Source organism: Geodermatophilus sabuli (assembly GCF_010686765.1).
Lineage (GTDB): Bacteria > Actinomycetota > Actinomycetes > Mycobacteriales > Geodermatophilaceae > Geodermatophilus > Geodermatophilus sabuli_A.
This window is the reverse complement of sequence record NZ_JAAGWF010000029.1, coordinates 32,408-51,430: the sequence shown is the minus strand read 5'-3', so window position 1 is coordinate 51,430 and position 19,023 is coordinate 32,408. Positions and strand designations below refer to the sequence as shown.

23 protein-coding genes are annotated in these 19,023 nt (G+C 74.1%); 15 read left to right on the top strand and 8 right to left on the bottom strand.

The genetic code is table 11. The features are described 5' to 3' along the window. Window positions 1–71: 71 nt before the first annotated feature. Together GCU56_RS21645 and GCU56_RS21640 are read right to left on the bottom strand one after the other, a co-directional pair. Complete coding sequence (locus GCU56_RS21645) at window positions 72–656, bottom strand: dihydrofolate reductase family protein (RefSeq protein WP_163484186.1); 585 nt, start codon at window positions 654–656, stop codon at window positions 72–74. 89 nt (window positions 657–745) lie between these two features. Continuing rightward, entirely contained in the window at window positions 746–2,212 is a 1,467-nt protein-coding gene (locus GCU56_RS21640; protein WP_163484184.1) for an FAD-dependent oxidoreductase, read from the bottom strand. 174 nt (window positions 2,213–2,386) lie between these two features. Between GCU56_RS21640 and GCU56_RS21635 the strand changes: the two genes are divergently transcribed. From GCU56_RS21635 to GCU56_RS21615, 5 genes are all read left to right on the top strand, one after another. Beyond that, on the top strand, window positions 2,387–3,001 hold the full coding sequence (locus tag GCU56_RS21635; protein WP_163484182.1) for a dihydrofolate reductase family protein: 615 nt from the start codon (window positions 2,387–2,389) through the stop codon (window positions 2,999–3,001). Window positions 3,002–3,145: 144 nt separating this feature from the next. Further along, complete coding sequence (locus GCU56_RS21630) at window positions 3,146–4,129, top strand: ATP-binding cassette domain-containing protein (RefSeq protein ID WP_163484180.1); 984 nt, start codon at window positions 3,146–3,148, stop codon at window positions 4,127–4,129. Further along, the gene (locus GCU56_RS21625) at window positions 4,126–4,971 is read left to right on the top strand and encodes an ABC transporter permease (protein ID WP_163484179.1); all 846 of its coding nucleotides are present in this window, start codon (window positions 4,126–4,128) and stop codon (window positions 4,969–4,971) included. The genes GCU56_RS21630 and GCU56_RS21625 overlap by 4 nt, the downstream gene beginning before the upstream one ends. Before the next feature lie 14 nt (window positions 4,972–4,985). Next, window positions 4,986–5,585 carry a GNAT family N-acetyltransferase gene (locus GCU56_RS21620; RefSeq protein WP_204332618.1) on the top strand — a complete coding sequence of 200 codons (600 nt, stop codon included), beginning with the start codon at window positions 4,986–4,988 and terminating at the stop codon, window positions 5,583–5,585. A gap of 64 nt (window positions 5,586–5,649) precedes the next feature. After that, window positions 5,650–7,113, top strand: coding sequence for a protein adenylyltransferase SelO family protein (locus GCU56_RS21615; RefSeq protein WP_163484177.1), 1,464 nt, complete (start codon window positions 5,650–5,652; stop codon window positions 7,111–7,113). Between the two features lie 12 nt (window positions 7,114–7,125). Here the strand turns inward: GCU56_RS21615 and GCU56_RS21610 are convergent, their stop codons facing one another. The 6 genes from GCU56_RS21610 to GCU56_RS21585 all read right to left on the bottom strand — a co-directional run bounded on the left by GCU56_RS21610 (window position 7,126) and on the right by GCU56_RS21585 (window position 10,385). After that, window positions 7,126–7,290 carry a hypothetical protein gene (locus tag GCU56_RS21610; RefSeq protein ID WP_163484174.1) on the bottom strand — a complete coding sequence of 55 codons (165 nt, stop codon included), beginning with the start codon at window positions 7,288–7,290 and terminating at the stop codon, window positions 7,126–7,128. A 4-nt stretch (window positions 7,291–7,294) separates the two neighbouring features. After that, window positions 7,295–7,648, bottom strand: coding sequence for a hypothetical protein (locus GCU56_RS21605; protein WP_163484172.1), 354 nt, complete (start codon window positions 7,646–7,648; stop codon window positions 7,295–7,297). Window positions 7,649–7,739: 91 nt separating this feature from the next. Next, the gene (locus GCU56_RS21600; RefSeq protein WP_163484170.1) at window positions 7,740–8,015 is read right to left on the bottom strand and encodes a phosphatase RsbU N-terminal domain-containing protein; all 276 of its coding nucleotides are present in this window, start codon (window positions 8,013–8,015) and stop codon (window positions 7,740–7,742) included. Continuing rightward, window positions 8,012–8,401 (bottom strand): STAS domain-containing protein, encoded by a 390-nt coding sequence (locus tag GCU56_RS21595; RefSeq protein ID WP_163484168.1) that lies wholly within the window; start codon window positions 8,399–8,401, stop codon window positions 8,012–8,014. The genes GCU56_RS21600 and GCU56_RS21595 overlap by 4 nt, the downstream gene beginning before the upstream one ends. Beyond that, complete coding sequence (locus GCU56_RS21590; RefSeq protein WP_239522697.1) at window positions 8,398–9,306, bottom strand: STAS domain-containing protein; 909 nt, start codon at window positions 9,304–9,306, stop codon at window positions 8,398–8,400. The genes GCU56_RS21595 and GCU56_RS21590 overlap by 4 nt, the downstream gene beginning before the upstream one ends. Beyond that, window positions 9,303–10,385, bottom strand: a complete 1,083-nt coding sequence (locus GCU56_RS21585; RefSeq protein WP_163484166.1) for a sigma-70 family RNA polymerase sigma factor — start codon at window positions 10,383–10,385, stop codon at window positions 9,303–9,305. The genes GCU56_RS21590 and GCU56_RS21585 overlap by 4 nt, the downstream gene beginning before the upstream one ends. A gap of 125 nt (window positions 10,386–10,510) precedes the next feature. On the opposite strand from GCU56_RS21585, the gene GCU56_RS21580 reads away from it, so the two are divergent. From GCU56_RS21580 to GCU56_RS21535, 10 genes are all read left to right on the top strand, one after another. Then, window positions 10,511–11,122: a hypothetical protein gene (locus GCU56_RS21580; protein WP_163484164.1), complete on the top strand. Its 612-nt coding sequence runs from the start codon at window positions 10,511–10,513 to the stop codon at window positions 11,120–11,122. Window positions 11,123–11,235: 113 nt separating this feature from the next. Then, on the top strand, window positions 11,236–11,910 hold the full coding sequence (locus GCU56_RS21575) for a prepilin peptidase (protein ID WP_163484162.1): 675 nt from the start codon (window positions 11,236–11,238) through the stop codon (window positions 11,908–11,910). A gap of 204 nt (window positions 11,911–12,114) precedes the next feature. After that, entirely contained in the window at window positions 12,115–12,318 is a 204-nt protein-coding gene (locus tag GCU56_RS21570) for a Flp family type IVb pilin (RefSeq protein WP_163484161.1), read from the top strand. A 101-nt stretch (window positions 12,319–12,419) separates the two neighbouring features. After that, complete coding sequence (locus tag GCU56_RS21565) at window positions 12,420–12,818, top strand: TadE/TadG family type IV pilus assembly protein (RefSeq protein WP_163484159.1); 399 nt, start codon at window positions 12,420–12,422, stop codon at window positions 12,816–12,818. Further along, complete coding sequence (locus GCU56_RS21560) at window positions 12,806–13,780, top strand: pilus assembly protein TadG-related protein (protein WP_345771997.1); 975 nt, start codon at window positions 12,806–12,808, stop codon at window positions 13,778–13,780. The genes GCU56_RS21565 and GCU56_RS21560 overlap by 13 nt, the downstream gene beginning before the upstream one ends. Before the next feature lie 8 nt (window positions 13,781–13,788). Further along, a complete protein-coding gene (gene cpaB, locus GCU56_RS21555; protein WP_163484157.1) occupies window positions 13,789–14,532 on the top strand; it encodes a Flp pilus assembly protein CpaB in 744 nt (247 codons plus the stop codon). Continuing rightward, complete coding sequence (locus GCU56_RS21550) at window positions 14,529–15,719, top strand: AAA family ATPase (protein WP_163484155.1); 1,191 nt, start codon at window positions 14,529–14,531, stop codon at window positions 15,717–15,719. Before cpaB ends, GCU56_RS21550 begins: the two co-directional genes overlap by 4 nt. Next, window positions 15,716–17,161, top strand: a complete 1,446-nt coding sequence (locus GCU56_RS21545; RefSeq protein ID WP_163484153.1) for an ATPase, T2SS/T4P/T4SS family — start codon at window positions 15,716–15,718, stop codon at window positions 17,159–17,161. The genes GCU56_RS21550 and GCU56_RS21545 overlap by 4 nt, the downstream gene beginning before the upstream one ends. Next, the gene (locus tag GCU56_RS21540) at window positions 17,161–18,102 is read left to right on the top strand and encodes a type II secretion system F family protein (RefSeq protein ID WP_163484151.1); all 942 of its coding nucleotides are present in this window, start codon (window positions 17,161–17,163) and stop codon (window positions 18,100–18,102) included. The genes GCU56_RS21545 and GCU56_RS21540 overlap by 1 nt, the downstream gene beginning before the upstream one ends. Continuing rightward, window positions 18,102–18,989: a type II secretion system F family protein gene (locus GCU56_RS21535; RefSeq protein ID WP_163484149.1), complete on the top strand. Its 888-nt coding sequence runs from the start codon at window positions 18,102–18,104 to the stop codon at window positions 18,987–18,989. Before GCU56_RS21540 ends, GCU56_RS21535 begins: the two co-directional genes overlap by 1 nt. Window positions 18,990–19,023: the final 34 nt, after the last annotated feature.

Here is a 19,023-nt window from a genome sequence, read left to right as displayed (position 1 = left end):
GCGCGACGACGCCCGTCGCCGCGACGGAGGGCGTGACGTCGTCGAGGACGGGGGCGAGTGGGTGGCTGGACTCAGCCGTGCAGGGTGGGCCGGTAGACGAGCTCCTGGGTGTGGCCGTCGAGCGTCCGACTTTCGAGCAGCTCGAGGTCGAAGTCGGCCGCACCCCCGAAGACCGGGGCCTCGCCGGTCCGACCGGTGATCACCGGGAAGATGGTCACCTGGACGCGGTCGACGAGGCCGGCGGCCATCAGCGAGCGGTTCATCGCCAGGCTGCCGTGGGACCGCAACGGCAGCTCGGACTCCTCCTTGAGCCGGGTGACCACGTCGACGGCGTCGCCGCTGACGAGGGTCGCGTCCGGCCAGTCGAGGGGCCCCTCGAGCGTCGTCGACACCACCGTCGTCGGCATGTTCTTCATCCGGGCGTTGATCGGGTCGCCTGCCTCGGACCACCCGCTGCCGGGGCCGAGGTACTCCGTGAAGTCCCGGAAGGTGTGGGCCCCGAGGACCAGCCGCTGCTGCTGCTCGTACTGGGCGAGCCGGCGGTCGAGGAACTCGGGGCCCTGCTTGCCCCAGTACCCGCCCCAGTCGCCGTCCTCACCGTAGGAGCCGAAGCCGTCGAGGCTGCAGAAGACGTCGAAGGTGTAGACGGCGGTCATGAGGCCCTCCCTGATGCGGTCGACCGGGTGTGCGGAGACAGACCGGGACCGACGACGGAACTCATCGCCGTCGGGTCAGGGGTGCGCCGTCACGGAGCGGGGACCCGCTCCGTGGCCGGCCGGAGGTGGGCTCCCTGCCGGAGCAGCTCCCGCTGCACCAGACCGACGTCGACGGTCGCGGTCGTCGCGCCGGTCGCGACGGTCAGGGCGGCGGCCACGCCGGCGGCCTGACCCGTCATCCAGCACTGCGGGATCTCCCGCATGAAGGCCTGGGTCGCGGGGTCGCTGGCGATGTGGCGTCCTGCGGCGAGGACGTTGTCGAGGTCCCGCGCGACGATGGCCCCGTAGGGCACGGAGATGTTGGCGTACTTCTGGGACGGGGACGGGGAGACACCGATCTCGTCCGCGTGGACGATGCCCTCCATCCAGTCCGGGCGGCTCATCTTGCGCAGGCCGATCAGCCGGCGGGTGTGCCGGACGCCGACCTGCGGCGCCGAGAGCATGAGCCACGCGCGCTCGAAGCCGGGCGCGTGCGCACGGAAGAACTCGAGATGGGCCAGCATCCGCCGCCGCGACTCGAGTTCGACCGCGGTGAGGTCGGCGGCCTTGAGGCCGCTGTACCCCGACAGCCGGGGCCCGAGGAACAGGGCGACGTCGTCACGCCAGCCCACGAAGGGACGCTCGACGTAGCCCAGCGCCTCCCGCGCGGCACTCATCATCGCCGCGTGCCCGCCGGGGTCGGCCCTGCGGAACTCCAGCCAGCGACCGAAGTCGACCCCGGCCCACAACCAGCCGGTGTTCAGGGTGTGCGCGACGGGGCTGTCGTCGCTCTTGACGTCGGACTCGTAGGGCGCCCCCGCGCCCGCGCAGACGTCGAGGTCGCCGGTCGCGTCCACGACCACCTTGGCGACGATCGCGCGCCGGCCCTCCTTGCTCTCGAACACCACGCCCCGGACGGTCCGGCCCTCCCGGATCGTCCCGACCACCCAGGAGTGCAGCACCAGCGCCACGCCCTCCTGGTGCAACAGCTCGGCGGAGACCGTCTTGAGCCACTCGGGGTCGATCATCGGCGACCAGGTCACGGTCTCGCGGGCCGCGCCGAGACGCTCCCGCCAGTGCTCCACGTGCGCCGGGTCGGTCGAGCCCCACAGCTCCCGCGGCGCGCCGGCGACGGCGTCGGCGGGGAGCCGGTCGAGGATCTCGGTGGCGAAGCCCGAGATCACCGGGAACCCCGTCCAGTCGGTCATCCGGTCGATCCAGATCACCAGCCCACCGGTGGACAGCCCGCCCAGGTGGTTGTACCGCTCGACCAGCGTGACCCGGGCCCCGGCGCGGCGCGCCGCGATCGCCGCGGCACAGCCGGCGGGCCCGCCACCGACGACGAGCACGTCGGTCTCCGCGTGGACGGGCGTCTCCCGCGCCGGCTCGTGCACCGTGCCCAACGCGACCCCGGCCTCCTCGAGGCGCAGGGCGCGCTCGGTCGAGTAGCCCTCCGGCCGGCCCGGGTGGTACTCGCCCGCGCCGCCGTTCCCGTCGTGCCCGGTGTCGACCGTCATGCGTCCGTCCCTTCGCAAGCGTGCCCCCGTGGTGTCCCGCGGTGCCCTGAGCATCACAGGGGGTGCCGGTCCGCGCAGCCGGCACCGCGTGGCCGCACCGCACGGGTGCGGTGGTCGTGCAGATCGGTCGCGGCGGAGCGACGAGTCCGGGCGGCGGGGCAGGTCTTCCCCCGCATGACTCGGATCATCGCGGACATCTCGGTCTCCCTCGACGGCTTCGTCACCGGTCCCGACCCCGGCCCCGACAACGGTCTGGGTGACGGCGGAGAGGCCCTGCACACCTGGGCGTTCTCCGAGGACGCCGACGACCGCCGGGTGCTGCGCGAGTCGACCGCCGGCTCGGGCGCCGTCGTCCTCGGCCGGCGGCTCTTCGACGTGGTCGACGGGCCGGGAGGCTGGGACGACCAGACCGGCTACGGCGCCGGCGAGGTCGGCAAGCCCGCGTTCGTCGTCGTGACGAGCTCGCCGCCGCGGTCGGTGCGCCTGACCGACCTGGACTGGACGTTCGTGAGCACCGGTCTGCCCGACGCCGTCGCCGCCGCTCGGGAGCGCGCGGAGGCGGCGTCCTCGCAGCGGGGCGAGGACCTCGACGTCGTGCTCATGGGCGGCGGCGCGACGGTCGGCTCGGCCTTCGACGCGGGGCTGGTCGACGTCCTGCGGCTGCACCTGGCCCCCGTCGTGCTGGGGGCCGGGACGCCGCTGTTCACCGGTGGAGCGGCGCGCACCCTCGTCCGGCGGGACGTGGTCCCCACGTCGACCGCGACGCACCTGACCTACGACGTCGTCTGAGGAGGGTGTCGTGGGCCTCGCGCGCCGACCCGGGACGGGAAAATGCCTTGCCCTCGCGATGCCTCGGGGCCGCATGCTGGGCCGCACGACCGCGCGGAGGACTCCCGCGCCCGAATTGTCGGTACCCAGGAACAGGATCCCCGCATGACCACCGCACCGGCCGTCGAGGCGATCGACCTGGCCAAGCACTTCGGCGCGACCCGAGCCGTCGACGGGGTGAGCTTCGTCGTCCCGGAGGGCTCGGTCCTCGGTCTGCTCGGGCCCAACGGGGCGGGCAAGACCACTCTCGTGCGGATGCTCACGACGTTGAGCGTCCCGACGAGCGGGACCGGCCGGGTGGCCGGTTTCGACATCCTGAGACAGCCGACCGAGGTCCGCCGCAGCATGGGTCTCACCGGGCAGGCGGCGACCGTCGACGAGATCCTCACCGGACGGGAGAACCTCAAGCTGATCGGCAGCCTCTACGGGCTGCCCAGGAAGTACGTCAAGGACGCGACCGAACGGCTCTTCGCCCGCTTCGACCTCGTCGACGCGGCCGACCGGATGGCGAAGACGTACTCCGGCGGGATGCGCCGCCGTCTCGACCTGGCGGTCAGCCTCCTGGCGGCACCGCCGATCCTCTTCCTGGACGAGCCGACGACGGGCCTGGACCCGCAGAGCCGGTCGGGGCTGTGGGCGGTCCTGCGCGAGCTGGTCAGCGAGGGCACCACCCTCGTCCTGACGACGCAGTACCTCGAGGAGGCCGACCACCTGGCCGACGAGATCGTCGTCGTCGACAAGGGCAGGGTCATCGCCGCCGGCACGCCGACGCAGCTCAAGGACCAGGCCGGCCAGGCCAGCGTCGTCGTCACCCTGACCCACGCCTCGGACGTCGACCGGGCCGCGGAGCTCATGAGCTCCTGCTCCGCGGAGGTGCACGTCGAGCGGGGCAGCCGGCGGTTGACCGCACAGGCCGGGGGGCTCGGCGACATGACCCGTATCGCGGCCGTGTTCGAGACCAGCGGCATCGAACTCGACGACCTGGGCCTCGCCCGGCCGAGCCTGGACGACGTCTTCCTGCACCTCACCGGGCACCGGGCCGAGGCCGGGGGCGCCGCGGACCTGACGAACGAGGGAGTCGCATCATGACCGCCGTCCAGGCCACGACCCGGGCGCCGGCCGCCCGGCCGCCCATCTCCCCGCCGACCCTGCTGCGGGCGTCGTCGACCATCGTCTGGCGCAACCTGCTGCACATCCGGCGGATGCCGGAGATGCTGCTCGACGTCACGGTGCAGTCGGTGATGTTCGTGCTGCTGTTCGCCTACGTCTTCGGCGGGGCGATCGCGGTGCGAGGCGCCGACTACAAGGAGTTCCTGCTCCCCGGGATCATGGTCCAGACCATGGTGTTCTCCTCCGCCATCGTGGCCATGGGCCTGACCAGCGACCTGCAGAAGGGGATCGTCGACCGGTTCAAGTCCCTGCCCATCGCGCGGTCGGCGGTCCTGGTCGGCCGGAGCATCTCGAGCCTCATCCACTCCAGCATCGGTGTGGCGGTCATGGCCCTCACGGGCCTGCTGATCGGCTGGCGGATCCGCAACGGCGTCGTGGACGGGCTGCTCGCCTTCCTGCTCCTGCTGCTGTTCGGCTTCGCGCTCATCTGGCTGGGCATCTGGGTCGGGTCGATGATGCGGACCGTGGAGGCCGTGCAGGGCTTCATGTTCACGGTGATGTTCCCGCTGACCTTCGTGGCCAACACGTTCGCTCCGCCGGAGAGCATGCCCGCGTGGCTGCGGGCCATCGCCGAGTGGAACCCCGTCTCCGCGGTCACCCAGGCCTGCCGGGAGCTCTGGGGCAACGGCGCACCGGCGGCGGCGGATGCCGCGTGGCCGCTGCAGCACCCCGTCGCGGTGTCGATCGGCTGGTCGCTCCTCCTCACGGCTGTCTTCGCGCCACTGGCCGTGTCGGCGTTCCGCCGCCGCTCCCGCGACTGACCGAGGCCGGCGTGGTGGCGGCGAGGCCCCGGTTCCCCACCGACCACGAGCCGACCATCGACGTCCGGCCCGCGCTCGGCCGCTTCGAGGACTTCGCCACCGTGGTCGGCCCCCAGCGCGCCGGCGCCGAGGGCTGCTGGTGCATGGCCTACCGCGACAGCCGGGTCCCCAACCGGGAGCGCCCGGCGTACATGCGGGCGGAGTGCGCCACCGAACCGGGTCCCGGGGTCCTGGTCTACGTGGACGGCGTCGTGGCGGGCTGGTGCTCCATCGCACCCCGCGCCGGTCACCGGCGGCTGCTCGGGTCCCGGACCATCCCGGTGCCCGACGACCCCGGCACCTGGGTGGCCGTCTGCTTCGTGGTGCGTGCCGGCTACCGCGGACACGGGCTGATGCACCGGCTGCTGTCCGGCGCCCTCGACCACGCCAGGAGTCACGGCGCCGAGGTCGTCGAGGGCTACCCCGTCGAGGCCGACGCCGGCCGGGTCGACGTGATCTCCGGTTACGTCGGCACGGTGGAGCTGTTCGAGCGTGCCGGCTTCGAGCGGGCGGCGCCGACCACCGGGCGCAGCGGCGGCCGGCCGCGCTGGGTGATGCGCAGGCACCTCCGGTGACGCCGGCGTGACCGGCCGGTCCGGCGGAGGGAATGGGAACAGCATCGCCCGCGCTCTGGGAGGGGTGACCGTCGCACCGGCTCCAGCCGTCACCCTCTCCGACCGTTTCGCCCGCGAGCTGCCCGAGATGTCGCTCCCGTGGCAGGCCGAGGACGCGCCGGACCCGCAGCTGGTGGTGCTGAACGAGGCGCTGGCCGCGGACCTGGGCCTGGACGCCGAGTCGCTGCGCAGCGAGGCCGGCGTCCGCCTGCTGGTCGGCAACGCCGTCCCGGACGGCGCCGCGCCGGTGGCGCAGGCCTACGCCGGGCACCAGTTCGGCGGGTACGCCCCGCGGCTCGGTGACGGGCGGGCACTGCTGCTCGGTGAGCTCGTCGACACCGAGGGCGGGATCCGCGACCTGCACCTCAAGGGCTCCGGGCGGACGCCGTTCTCCCGCGGCGCCGACGGGCGCGCGGCCCTGGGACCGATGCTGCGCGAGTACGTCATCAGCGAGGCCATGCACGCCCTCGGCATCCCGACCACGCGCTCCCTCGCCGTGGTGGCGACCGGCCGCGCCATCCGCCGCGAGACGGTGCTGCCCGGCGCCGTCCTCGCCCGGGTGGCCAGCAGCCACCTGCGGGTGGGCAGCTTCCAGTACGCCCGCGCCACCGGGGACGTCGACCTGCTGCGGCGCCTCGCCGACACCGCCATCGCCCGCCACCATCCAGCCGCCGCGGACGCCGACCACCCCCACCTCGCGCTGTTCGAGGCGGTCGTCGCCGCGCAGGCGTCGCTCGTGGCGCAGTGGATGTGCGTCGGCTTCATCCACGGCGTCATGAACACCGACAACATGACGATCTCCGGGGAGACGATCGACTACGGGCCGTGCGCCTTCATGGACGCGTTCGACCCGGGCACGGTCTACAGCTCCATCGACGAGGGCGGCCGCTACGCCTACGGCAACCAGCCGCTCGCCGCGGAGTGGAACCTGGCCCGGTTCGCCGAGGCCCTGCTGCCGCTGTTCTCCGACGACCAGGAGCAGGCGGTGGCCCTCGCGGTCGAGGCCCTCGGGGGCTTCCGCCCGCGCTACGACGCCGCCTGGGCGGCGGGCATGCGGGCCAAGCTCGGTCTGCCCGACGGCCTCGACGACGCCGTCACCTCCGCCCTCGCCGACGACCTGCTGACCCTGCTGCAGGCCAACGGGGTCGACGTCACCACCTTCTTCCGCAGCCTGGGCGAGGCGGCCCGGGGCGACGCCGAACCCGCGCGCCGCCTGGTCCTCGACCTCGCCGCGTTCGATGCCTGGACTCAGCGGTGGCTGACACTGGGACCGGACGCCGAGGTCATGGACCGGTCCAACCCGGTCTACATCCCCCGCAACCACCTGGTCGAGGAGGCCCTCGCCGCCGCGACCACCGGCGACCTGGCGCCCTTCGACCGGCTGCTCGAGGTGCTGGCCCGGCCCTTCGACGAGCGTCCGGGCCTCGAGCGCTACGCCGCCCCCGCACCCGGCGACTTCGGCCCCTACCGGACGTTCTGCGGCACCTGAGGTCCGCGGCGGTCAGTGCGGTGCGGAGTGGTGTCCGCCCCACCGGTGCCGTCGGTCGGGACGGCGGCGCTGGTGCTGCTCGAGCCCGGTGAGGCAGTGCGCGTACCAGACCGCCGCCCCGCTGGTCGTCAGCACCCACGCCACGATGGCGAGCACGACGCAGATCCCGCCGGTCATCGCATCAGATCCCCTCCACCGGTGGGGCGGTACGCCCGGTGAGTGTGGCCCGCAGCCGCTCGGCGGTCCTCCGCCGCACGTCGGCGCGCTCCCGCAGCAGCGCGGCGAGGGCCGGGTTGTCCGCCCGGCCGGCGCGCCGCTCCAGGACCGCGGCCGTCTCGACGTAGACGGCGGCCTGCCGCAGCTGCTCGATGACCCCCGGACCGGCCGGGCGCGGAGGCACACCGGCGGGACGGTCCGCCCGGGCCGGGACCAGCGGCACCCGGTCCCCGCAGGCCGCGGGGGTGACGGCCGGGGACCGCACCGCCCCGCACCTGCGCAGTCGGTCGCCGTCGTCGGTGGAGCCTCGGGTGGTCACGTCGTCGTCCCCCTGGTGGTCCTCCGGGTGTCGAGGTGAAGACGCCCTCGAGGGCCGCGCATGACGCGGGAGCGCCGAGGGATGACGACCGTCAGCCGCGCCGCGCCATGTCGTAGCTCGCGAGCACCTCGGTGAGGAAGTCCGACGCCGCCCGCGCGACCTCCGGCACCTCGTCGGCCGGGCCGTCGACCAGGACCTCGACCAGCACCTCGTGGTGCACCCGGACGACCTCCAGCAGGCTCTGCCCGGCGGCCAGCGCACCCCGGCCGAGCTGGTAGCCGGCGGTGAGCGAGGACTCCTCGTGCCGGGAGAGATGGCGCAGGAAGGCCGACCGGTAGTCCCGGAGCAGGTCCGCGTGCGCGGTCACGTCGGCACGACCGGCGGCGCCGCGACGCACCGGTCCAGCTCGACCAGGCCCTCCTCGAGGTCGAGTGCGGTGAGCACCGAGCCGGTGTCCATGCCGAGCTCCACCATGGCGAACGCGACGTCGGGCTGGATGCCGACGATCACGGTCACCGCGCCGCGCAGCCGGGCCATCTCCGCGACGTCGCGCAGCGTCCGGGAGCCGAACGAGTCGAGGACGTCGAGCGCGGCCACGTCGATGACCACGCCGCGAGCCCGGTCGGCACCGATCCGGTGGACCAGGTCCTCCTGGAAGCGCACCAGCTGAGAGTCGTCCAGCGCGGTGTGCACCGAGGCGATGAGGTACGGGCCCTGCCGCAGGATCGAGAACAGCCGGGGGACGGCGGTCATGGCCCGCCGGCCCCGTTCTCACTGCGGGTGACCGTGTACCCGAGCAGGCGCTCGGCCTCCTCGAGCCCGCCCTGCAGGTCGCCGATGGTGTTCATCTTCGACAGGTCGACCCCGATCGTGACGAGCGTCTGGGCGATCTCGGGGGACAGCCCGGTGATGATGACGCTCGCACCCATCAAGCGTGACGCGTCGACGGTGCGCACCAGGTGGTTGGCGACCGACTCGTCGACGTCGGGGACGCCGGTGATGTCGACGACCACGACCTTGGCCCGGTGCTTCCGGATCCCCCCGAGCAGCTGCACCGTCACCTGCCGCGCGCGCTCCCGGTCCAGCACGCCGATGATCGGCAGGATCAGCAGCCGCTCGCGGACCGGCAGGACCGGCGTGGACAGCTCCCGGATCGAGTCCTGCTGCTGCCGGATCACCCGCTCCCGCTCGTCGACGAAGCTGACCGCCACGGTGTTGGCGATCCGGTTGGCGGCCGGCTCGTAGGCGTCCAGCACGCGGTTGAGCAGCGGCAGGTCGCGCTGGAACTTCTCGAACAGCGACCGCGCCAGGACGTCGCGCAGCAGCAGCACGATCCCCACGACCTCGTGGGTCTCCACGCCCCGCGGGATGATCCGCTCGGACAGGTCGCGGGCGTAGTCCTGCAGTGCCTCGACGCTCCCGGTCTCCAGGACCTCGACGTAGTTGTCGTAGACCAGCGTGGTCTCGGCCGCCATCTCCTGGGCGGTCATCGCCTGCAGCAGGTGCGCCTGCTGGATCCGCGCCGCCCATTCCTGGCGCAGCCGGGTGCGGTGCTCGCGCAGGTGCGCCACGAGCTGCGGCAGCAGGTCGTCCTCGTCGAGGAGGCGGGTCACGTCCATGGGGGCCGTGGTCACGATCGGGTCCTCGTTCCTGGTCATGCGTCTCCCCGCCACTTGGTCATGGTCACGGTCGTGCCACGGCCGGTCTCGGAGACCACCGCGAACTCGTCCATCAGCCGCCGCGCGCCGGGCAGTCCCAGCCCGAGCCCCTGGTAGGTGCTGTAGCCGTCCTGCAGTGCCCGCTCGACGTCGGGGATCCCCGGGCCGGCGTCCCGCGCGACGATGGAGATGCCGCACCGCGGTTCCTCCAGCGCCGCCACCACCACCTCGCCGGAGTCGGCGAAGCGCACGATGTTGCGGGTCACCTCGGAGACGGCGGTGGCGATCAGCGTGATGTCGGTGGGCGAGAACCGCAGCTTGGTGGCCAGCTCCCGGGCGGCCTGCCGGGCGGCGACGATGTCGGCGTCGGTCCGGACCGGCACCCGGAGCTCGTCGTCCCTCGCCCGCCGGCCCCGGCCGAGCAGCGGCGCCGACAACCGGGCGCACACGTCGCACTCGAGCAGGTGGCGGGCGGCGTCCACCTCGCGCTGGCGCCGGCGGTCCCCGCTGGACAGCGCCAGCAGCACCGGCCGGCACCGCTCCGTGGGCGGTTCCACCCGCTCGGACACCAGCAGGTACTCCACCCGCAGCCGGGCGCGGGTGCGGTTGAGCTGGGCGGCCACCGCGCCGGCGGTCGACCCCAGCTCGGCGGCCAGCGACCGAGTGTCCTGCCCGGACACCTCGTGGGCGAGCAGCGTCTCCCGCTCGCGGTCCGAGAGCCGGGTGAGGGCCTCGGCCACGGCGGCGCGGTCCTCGGCGGCGAGGACGTCCTCGTCGGGGGCCTCCGGCGGCCGCAGGTCGACCACGCGGTGCTGGTGCCGCCGCTGCCGGTCCTGCTCCCGCCACATCGAGGCGACGACGTTGCGGGCCGTCACGATGGCGTACGGCTCCAGCATGCCCGGCTCCACCCGCTCGGCGGCGGCGAGCACGCGGGCCAGCGTCTCCTGCACCAGGTCGTCGGCGGTGGCCGGGTCGGGCACGCGGGCGGCCACGATGCGGCGGACCAGCGGGATCAGGTCCGCGACACCGGCGGGCCCGCTCTCCTCACCGGGGGTGCCCACCGGCTCGACCGCCGCCACCCGCGGCACGCTACGCCCGGGAGCAGGCCATGGCTCGCTGGACGACGCCGCCCCTTGTCCCGAGTGCCGGGGCGGAGCAGCGTCGGGGGTGCCAGGGGACCGTTCCGACCGGGGAGCCGACGACGATGAAGCGCTTCGAACAGGGCGTGTACGACTGCATGGTCCCGACCGCGCGGCTGCTGGAGCGCACCACCGAGCCGCTGCAGCGGGCCATCCTGCTCAACTGGTGGCGGCACGTGCACCTGGAGGGCGCCGGTGAGTTCGACGCGATCATGGCGCCGGACATGATGGTCGACCACCCGGTCTACCGGGTGACCTGGGGCGCCCACCCGGCGGTCATCGAGGGCAAGGACGGCGTCCTGGCCTTCTACCGGAGCGTCGGGGACTCGGTGCTGTGGAACTCCGACGACCTCATCGCCGTGGCGGACTGGGGCGTGGCCGACGAGCTCACCTTCCACCAGGTGGCCCGAGGCGCGGACCTGCGGGCGGTCGGGTACGACGTGGACGACCCCGAGCGGACCTACCACGTGTCCAGCCGCCAGGTGTTCCTCTGGCCCTACGACGACCGGGCCCGGCTGATGGGGGAGAACCTCTACGAGGACGAGACCAGCCTGCAGGTCGAGGAGGTCGACCCCGCGGAGGTCGTCACCCCTGCCCGCGTGCGGGAGATCCACCGGGAGCTGCTGGCGCAGCTGGCGGCCGAGCGAGGCGAGCGGTTCTGGGTCCTGGGCGGCTGAGCGCACGCCGCCCGAGGGCCCACGGCAGGCGATCCACCCGATCGGGGTGGGTGGCGTTCCCGGGTGGCGGCCGGTCCCTGTGCCATCGTGACCGCCGTGCGAGCGGAGACCCGGTGACCGACCTCGCCGTCGCGCTCGCCGCCGCCGTCCTGGGACTGCTCGTCGGCACACTGGCCGGCCGCGCCGCCGGCCGCTTCCCCTGGGCTCCTGACGCCGGGCTCCGCGACGTCGTCGCGCCGGGCGCGGTCGCCGGCCACCCGCCGGTCGTGGCGACCGGCACAGCGCTGCTGTTCGGCGTGACCGGCCTGGCCTTCGGGCCGTCCTGGGAGCTGCCGGCCTTCCTCCTCCTCGCCGGTGCCGGCGTGCTGCTCGGCATCGTCGACCTGCAGCACCGGCTGCTGCCCGACCGGGTCGTGCTCCCCGCTCTCGGTGCCGGTGCTGCTCTGCTCCTGGTCGCGGCGGCCGCAGAGGGCGCCTGGCCGGCGCTGCTGCGAGCGGCCCTCGGCTCGGTCGTCCTCTTCGCCGCCTTCCTCGCCCTCGCGCTGATCTCGCCCGGCGGGCTCGGGATGGGTGACGTGAAGCTGGCCGCGCTGCTCGGGCTGTACCTGGGATGGCTGGGCTGGGGAGCGGTGCTGCTGGGCGCGGTCGCCGGGTTCGTCGTCCAGGCCGTGGTGGCGCTCGGGCTGCTCGCGTTCCGGCGGATCGGGCTCCGTGGCGAGCTGCCGTTCGGCCCGGCCCTGCTGGCCGGGACGGCGCTGGCCGTGGGGTGGGTCGCCGTCCTCGGCTGAGCAGCGCTCACGACGGCAGGCGCAGATCGCCGGTCGCGCAGGGTGAGGACGAGCCCGGGCGGTCACCCGGGAGACGGGCGCGGGTCGACCGATCGGGTGCACGGGGCTCAAGCCGGCGGCGCCGGGGACCGACACGACTCCCACTGCCGCAAGGCCGGATCGCCCGATCCGGACCGGCTCGGCGCATCCCCCCAGGAGCAGCCCGTGTTCAACCCCCTCGCGACCCTCGTCACCCTCGTCTCCCTCGCCAAGGACCGCCTGGAGCGGGAGGAGAAGGGCGCCACCGCCGTCGAGTACGGCCTCATGGTCGGCCTGATCGCCGTCGCGATCATCACCGCGGTCATCTTCCTCGAGGACCAGCTGTCCGGCCTCTTCAACGACATCGGCAACACCCTGTCGGGTCTCTGACCGGTTCCGCCCACGGCGCAGCGGTCCCCGCCCCCGGGGACCGCTGCGCCGCTGCACGCGCCGCCCGCACTGGAACGCCCGCTCTCGAGAGGAGGGAACCGATGCGCGACCGACCGCGCGACGACCAGCGAGGTGCCGCCGCCGTGGAGTTCGCCATGATCGTGCCCCTCCTGATCGTCCTGGTCCTCGGCATCGCCGAGTTCGGCCACGCCTTCCAGGTCCAGGGCACGCTCTCGGCCGCGGCCCGCGAGGGCGCCCGCGCCATGGCGCTGCAGAACGACCCGGCAGCGGCCCGTACCGCCGTGCGCAACGCCGCACCCACGCTGGACCCGGCGATCACCAACGGGCAGATCGCCATCACACCCGCGGCCTGCCCCATGACCGGCGGCGGCACGACGAACGTGCGGGTGACCATCAGCTACCCCAAGCCCTTCCTCACCGACTTCTTCGGCGCGAGCGTCGACCTGACCGGTACGGGGGTCATGCGGTGCAGCGGCTGACCCTCCGGGACCGGCTCCGCGGACGGGTGCGGCGCCGGGCAGCCGACGAGCACGGGGCATCCGCCGTGCTGCTCGTCCTCCTGCTCGTGCCGCTCCTCGGCTTCACCGCCGTCGCCGTCGACGTCGGCGGGCTCTACGCCGAGCGGGCCCGGCTGCAGACCGCCGCGGACGCCGCGGCGCTCGCCGTCGCACGGGACTGCGCCCGCGGTGCCTGCGGGGACATGCGGGGGACCGCGCAGGCCCTCGTGGACGCCAACCTCGGGGACGCCACCGCGGCGCCGCCGGTCCTGGGCAGCGACCCCACGAGCGTCACGGTCACCGGCAGCACGCCGACCGAGCACTGGTTCGCGCCGGTCCTCGGCCACGACGCCACCCAGGTGCAGGCCACGGCGACGGTCGCCTGGGGGGCACCCAGCGCGGGGACAGCGGCCCTGCCGCTGATCTTCTCCTGGTGCGAGTGGGCCGCGCAGACCGGTGGCGGGCTGCCGTCCACCACGACCGAGCGCACCATCCTGCTGCCCAAGAAGAGCGACACGGGCTGCACCGGCCCCTCGCGCCAGTTCGTGCCCGGGGGCTTCGGCTGGCTGGTCACCGACGGCGGGAACACCTGCCGCGCGACCAGCTCGGTCGGCGACCGGTTCGACTCCGAGCCGGGCAACAACCCGTCGAAGGGCTGCGCCCCCGCTGACCTGGCCGCACTGGTCGGGCGCACGGTGCTGCTCCCGATCTTCGACGAGGCCGGCAGCAACGGCAGCCACGCCTGGTACCACGTGCACGGCTACGCGGCCTTCACCATCACCGGCTACCACTTCGCCGGCCAGTACCGCTCGGGCAGCCCCTGCAGCGGCAGCGAGCGCTGCATCTCCGGCTATTTCACCCGCTTCGTCGACACCTCCGACGCCTTCAGCTACGGCCCCGGCGCGCCCTCCATGGGCGCCTGGGTCCTCCGACTCATCCGATAGGGGCTCCCATGAGACGCCGACTGCTCGCCGCCGCCGCGGCCCTGGTGCTCGTGGTCGCCGGCACCGCGGTGCTGCTGGCCTACGTCCGGGGCGCCGACGCGCGCGCCCTGGCCGGGGTGCGCACGACCGAGGTCCTCGTCGTCGACCGGCTCGTCCCGGAGGGGACGCCGGCCGACGCGCTGGCCGACGCCGTCCGCACCGAGCTGCTGCCGGTCAAGGCGGTGCCCGGGGGCGCGGTGACCGACCTGGAGTCGCTCGCCGGGCAGGTCGCCACGGTCGACCTCCAGCCCGGCGAGCAGCTGCTGACGGCGCGGTTCGCCGTGCCCGGGGACCTCCTCGCCCCGGGCACCATCGCCGCGCCTGCGGGTACGTCGGAGCTGACCGTGCTGCTCGAGCCGCAGCGGGCCGTCGGCGGGCGACTGGCCGCCGGTGACACCGTCGGTGTCTACGTCTCGCTGGAGTTCGAGGACGGGACGGCGGCCACGCACGGCGTGCTGCACCGGGTGCTGGTCACCCAGGTGCAGGGGGCGCCCGCCCCCGCGGACGCCGGCACCGACACCGCCTCGGCCGGTGGAGCGGTGCCCTCCCAGAGCCTCCTGGTGACCCTCGCGCTGCGGGCCGAGCAGGCCGAGGGCGTCGTCTTCGGCATCGAGCACGGCACCCTCTGGCTCGCGCTGGAGCCCGAGGACGTCGACACGGCGGGCACGGAGGTCCTCACCCAGGTCACCGTCTACGGGAAGGACTACTCATGAGCCGGGTCGTGCTGGCCGGCGCCGACGCGGAGCTGACCCGGCGGGTGCAGGACGCGGTGGACGGCGACGTCCACGCGCTGCCGCCGGGCCGCCTCCCGGGTGACCCCACCCGGTTGTTCGAGCAGCTCGTCGACGGCGAGCTGCCCGACGTGCTGCTGATCGGGACCCTGGCCCCCCAGGCCGAGGTGCTCACCCTGGCCGGGCGGCTGGACGTCCAGTGCCCGGGCATCAGCGTCGTGCTCGTGGCCGAGCCCTCCCCGGAGCTGTGGCAGGCCGCGATGCGCGCCGGCATCCGGGACCTGCTCCCGCCCACCGCGGGACCGGCCGAGATCGCCGCCGCCGTGGACCGGGCCGGATCGGCCGCCGCGGGCCGCCGCCGGGTGCTCCGCCCGACGCAGGAGACGGCCAGCTACACCGGCCGGGTGATCACGGTGGCCTCGCCCAAGGGCGGCGTGGGCAAGACGACCGTCGCCACCAACCTGGCCGTGGGGCTGACCGCCGCGGCGCCGCAGTCCACCGTCCTCGTGGACCTCGACGTCCAGTTCGGCGACGTCGCGTCGGCTCTCGGGCTGCTGCCGGAGTACACCCTGCCGGACGCCGTCCACGGGCCGGCCAGCGAGGACACGATGGTCCTCAAGACCTTCCTCACCCAGCACCCCAGCGGCCTCTACGCGGTGTGCGGGGCGGAGTCGCCCGCCGCCGGGGACGCCGTCACCGGTCCCGACGTCACCCGGCTGCTGGCCGCGCTGGCCCGCGAGTTCCGCTACGTCGTCGTCGACACCGCACCCGGCCTGTCCGAGCAGACCCTCGCGGCCCTGGACCGCGCCACCGACGTGGTGATGCTCAGCAGCATGGACGTGCCCGGGGTCCGGGGGCTGCGCAAGGAGCTCGACGTGCTCCGCGAGCTGTGCATGATCCCCGCCGGGCGGCACGTGGTCATGAACCTGGCCGACCCCAGGGGCGGGCTGTCGGTCCGCGACGTCGAGACGGCCATCGGCACGGGCGTGGACGTCGTCCTGCCGCGGTCGGCCGCCGTGCCGCCCTCGACCAACCAGGGCGTGCCGATCATCGCCAGCGGCCGCCGGGACCCGGTGGTCAAGGAGCTGCGCCGGCTGGTCGCCCGCTTCGCCGCCACCCCGCTGGTCCAGCCCGGCCGGTACCGCGCCAAGCACCGGGCGGCGTCGTGACCCTGGCCGCCCGCCTCGCCGCCGCCCAGGGCCGCCACTCCGCGCCGGAGACGGTCACGCCGGCCCCCCTCGCCGCGCCGGCCGCACCGGCCGCGCCGCAGCCGGCCGCCGCCGCCCCCGCGCCCAGAACGGCCACCGTGGCGGCGCCCACCGACGCCCTCGCCCGCCTCAAGGACCGGGTCGTCAAGGCGCTGTTCGAGCGGATGGGCGGCCGGATGAACGACCCGTCGCTGTCCGAGGAGCAACTGCGGGTGATCGTCCTCGGCGAGCTCGACGAGGTCGTGGACGAGGAGAAGGTCCCGCTCAGCGCCGAGGAGCGGCAGCGGCTGACCGCCACGCTCGCCGACGACGTCCTGGGCTTCGGCCCGCTGCAGCGGCTGCTCGAGGACCCCACCGTCACCGAGATCATGTGCAACGGCCCGGAGATGGTCTACGTCGAGCAGGGCGGCAAGCTGCTGCGCACCGGTGCCCGGTTCACCTCGGAGGAGCACCTGCGCCGGGTCATCGACCGGATCGTCTCCCGGGTCGGACGGCGGATCGACGAGTCGTCGCCGCTGGTGGACGCCCGCCTGGCCGACGGCTCCCGGGTCAACGCGATCATCCCGCCGCTGGCCTTCAGCGGGTCGACGCTGACCATCCGCAAGTTCTCGAAGGACCCGTTCGGCGTCGACGACCTGATCGGCTTCGGCACCCTCTCGCCCGAGATGGCCGAACTGCTGCACGCCTGCGTCGAGGCGCGGCTGAACATCATCGTGTCGGGCGGCACCGGCACCGGGAAGACGACGCTGCTCAACGTGCTGTCCTCGTTCATCCCGGACGACGAGCGGATCGTCACCATCGAGGACGCCGTCGAGCTGCAGCTGCAGCAGGACCACGTCGTGCGGCTCGAGTCCCGGCCGCCGAACATCGAGGGCAAGGGGGCCGTCACCATCCGCGACCTGGTGCGCAACTCGCTGCGGATGCGCCCCGACCGGATCGTGGTCGGGGAGTGCCGTGGCGGCGAGTCCCTGGACATGCTCCAGGCGATGAACACCGGCCACGACGGGTCGCTGTCGACGGTCCACGCCAACTCGCCGCGGGACGCCATCGCGCGGCTCGAGACGCTGGTCCTCATGGCCGGCATGGACCTGCCCCTGCGCGCGATCCGTGAGCAGATCGCCTCCGCCGTCGACGTCGTCGTCCAGCTGACCCGGCTGCGCGACGGCACCCGGCGGGTCACCCACGTCACCGAGGTGCAGGGCATGGAGGGGGAGACCGTGACCCTGCAGGACGCCTTCCTCTTCGACTACTCCGCGGGCGTGGACGCGGCCGGGCGGTTCCTCGGCAAGCCGGTGCCCACCGGGGTCCGGCCGCGGTTCACCGACCGCTTCGCGGAGCTGGGGATCGCGCTGTCCCCGCGGGTCTTCGGGGTGGCCGAGGCGCCTCGGCGGGGGTGGTCGTGATGTCGTCGGCCCTGCTGCTGTCCGGGCTGCTCGCGGTCACCGGCGGGCTGCTGGTCCTCGCCCTGGTCGTGCTGCCCGCCGGGCATCGACGGGTCCCGCTGTCCCGGCTGGACCCGTCGGTGGCCCCGCCGACCTCGGCGCTCACCAGCGCATCGGCGGCGGCGGGTGCGGCGGTGCAGAAGGTGCTGGTCAAGCGCGGCCACCTGGCTGGCGGGACGGCCGCCCTGGAGCGGGCCGGCATGACGATCACCCTGGCCGACCTGGCGCTGGTGGTCGGCCTGGCCACCGTCGTCGCCGGCGCAGGCGGGTTCTTGGCTGGCGGCGTGCTGCTCGGCCTCGTGCTGGGCGTCGTCCCGTCGGTGGGCGCCAAGGTGCTGGTGTCGCTGCGCCGGGCGCGGCGGCAGGCGGCCTTCGCCGACCAGCTCGACGACTCGCTGCAGCTCATGGCGAGCAGCCTGCGTGCCGGGCACAGCCTGCTGCGTGCGGTGGACTCGGTCGCGGCCGAGGCCGCGGCCCCCACCTCGGAGGAGTTCGCCCGGCTCGTCAACGAGACCCGGGTCGGGCGGGACCTCGGCGAGGCCCTCGACGAGATGGCCGAGCGGATGGACAGCGACGACTTCCGGTGGACCGCCCAGGCGATCGCCATCCACCGCGAGGTCGGCGGCAACCTGGCCGAGGTGCTCGACACCGTCGGGCGCACCATCCGGGAGCGCAACGCCATCCGGCGGCAGGTGAAGGCGCTCTCGGCGGAGGGGAAGCTGTCCGCGGTCGTCCTGATGGCGCTGCCGTTCGGCATCGTCGGCTTCCTGGCCGTCACCAACGCGGCGTACCTGGCCGCGTTCACCTCGAGCCTGGCCGGTCACCTGATGATCGGCGCGGCCGTCGTCCTGCTGACCGGCGGCGGGCTGTGGCTGAGGAAGACCGTGGAGATCCGGTTCTGATGCTCCCCGTTCCCGTGCTCGCCGGCGCCGTCGGACTCGCCCTCGCCCTGCCACTGCTGGGCTGGGCCCTGCTCGCCCGCCCGCAGGAGGCCGTCGCCACGGCGCGGGCCAACCTGACCCGGGGACTGGACCTCGCCGCCCCTGTCGCCGACCGGCGCCGGTCGCGGCTGCTGTCCGGGCTGGCGAGGGCGCTGACCCCGTCGGGCACGGCGGCCCGGCTGGACCGCCTCGCCGGTGCCGCCGGCCGCCCGGCCGCCTGGCCGCTGCCCCGGCTCGTGGCCGCCAAGCTCGTCCTCGCCGCGCTGGCGGTCGCGCTGGGCCTCCTGGTGTTCACCGCCCGCCCGGGACTGCTGACCGCACTCGTCGCCCTCGTCGCCACCGGCGTGGCCTACGTGGTGCCCGAACTGCTGCTGTACAGCCGCGGCCAGGAGCGACAGGCGGCGATCGCGCTGGAGCTGGCCGACACCCTCGACCAGATGACCATCGCGGTCGAGGCCGGGCTGGGGTTCGAGTCGGCGATGGCGCGGGCGGGCCGCAACGGCCGCGGGCCGCTGGCCGAGGAGCTGGTGCGCACGCTGCAGGACATCGCCGTGGGGCAGCCTCGACGCGAGGCCTACCTGTCACTGGCCGAGCGCACGGCCGTCCCCGACCTCGCCCGGTTCATCCGGGCGGTGGTGCAGGCCGACGTCTACGGGGTGTCGATCGCCGACGTGCTGCGCACCCAGGCCCAGGAGATGCGGCTCAAGCGGCGTCAGCGGGCCGAGGAGAAGGCCATGCAGATCCCGGTGAAGGTGATCTTCCCGCTGATCCTGTGCATCCTGCCCACGTTGTTCATCGTGCTCCTCGGGCCAGCGGCCCTCGACATCGTCGGCGCCTTCAGCGAATGAGGTCCCGTGCGCATCCGTGGACCCCGTGCGGGGC

Coding starts and splice junctions, on each gene's coding strand:
- cpaB (WP_163484157.1), top strand. CDS start 13,789: ATGAGACGCCGACTGCTCGCCGCCGCCGCGGCCCTGGTGCTCGTGGTC.
- GCU56_RS21640 (WP_163484184.1), bottom strand. CDS start 2,212: ATGACGGTCGACACCGGGCACGACGGGAACGGCGGCGCGGGCGAGTAC.
- GCU56_RS21580 (WP_163484164.1), top strand. CDS start 10,511: ATGAAGCGCTTCGAACAGGGCGTGTACGACTGCATGGTCCCGACCGCG.
- GCU56_RS21535 (WP_163484149.1), top strand. CDS start 18,102: ATGCTCCCCGTTCCCGTGCTCGCCGGCGCCGTCGGACTCGCCCTCGCC.
- GCU56_RS21645 (WP_163484186.1), bottom strand. CDS start 656: ATGACCGCCGTCTACACCTTCGACGTCTTCTGCAGCCTCGACGGCTTC.
- GCU56_RS21595 (WP_163484168.1), bottom strand. CDS start 8,401: ATGACCGCCGTCCCCCGGCTGTTCTCGATCCTGCGGCAGGGCCCGTAC.
- GCU56_RS21625 (WP_163484179.1), top strand. CDS start 4,126: ATGACCGCCGTCCAGGCCACGACCCGGGCGCCGGCCGCCCGGCCGCCC.
- GCU56_RS21610 (WP_163484174.1), bottom strand. CDS start 7,290: ATGACCGGCGGGATCTGCGTCGTGCTCGCCATCGTGGCGTGGGTGCTG.
- GCU56_RS21630 (WP_163484180.1), top strand. CDS start 3,146: ATGACCACCGCACCGGCCGTCGAGGCGATCGACCTGGCCAAGCACTTC.
- GCU56_RS21590 (WP_239522697.1), bottom strand. CDS start 9,306: ATGACCAGGAACGAGGACCCGATCGTGACCACGGCCCCCATGGACGTG.
- GCU56_RS21540 (WP_163484151.1), top strand. CDS start 17,161: ATGTCGTCGGCCCTGCTGCTGTCCGGGCTGCTCGCGGTCACCGGCGGG.
- GCU56_RS21565 (WP_163484159.1), top strand. CDS start 12,420: ATGCGCGACCGACCGCGCGACGACCAGCGAGGTGCCGCCGCCGTGGAG.
- GCU56_RS21550 (WP_163484155.1), top strand. CDS start 14,529: ATGAGCCGGGTCGTGCTGGCCGGCGCCGACGCGGAGCTGACCCGGCGG.
- GCU56_RS21635 (WP_163484182.1), top strand. CDS start 2,387: ATGACTCGGATCATCGCGGACATCTCGGTCTCCCTCGACGGCTTCGTC.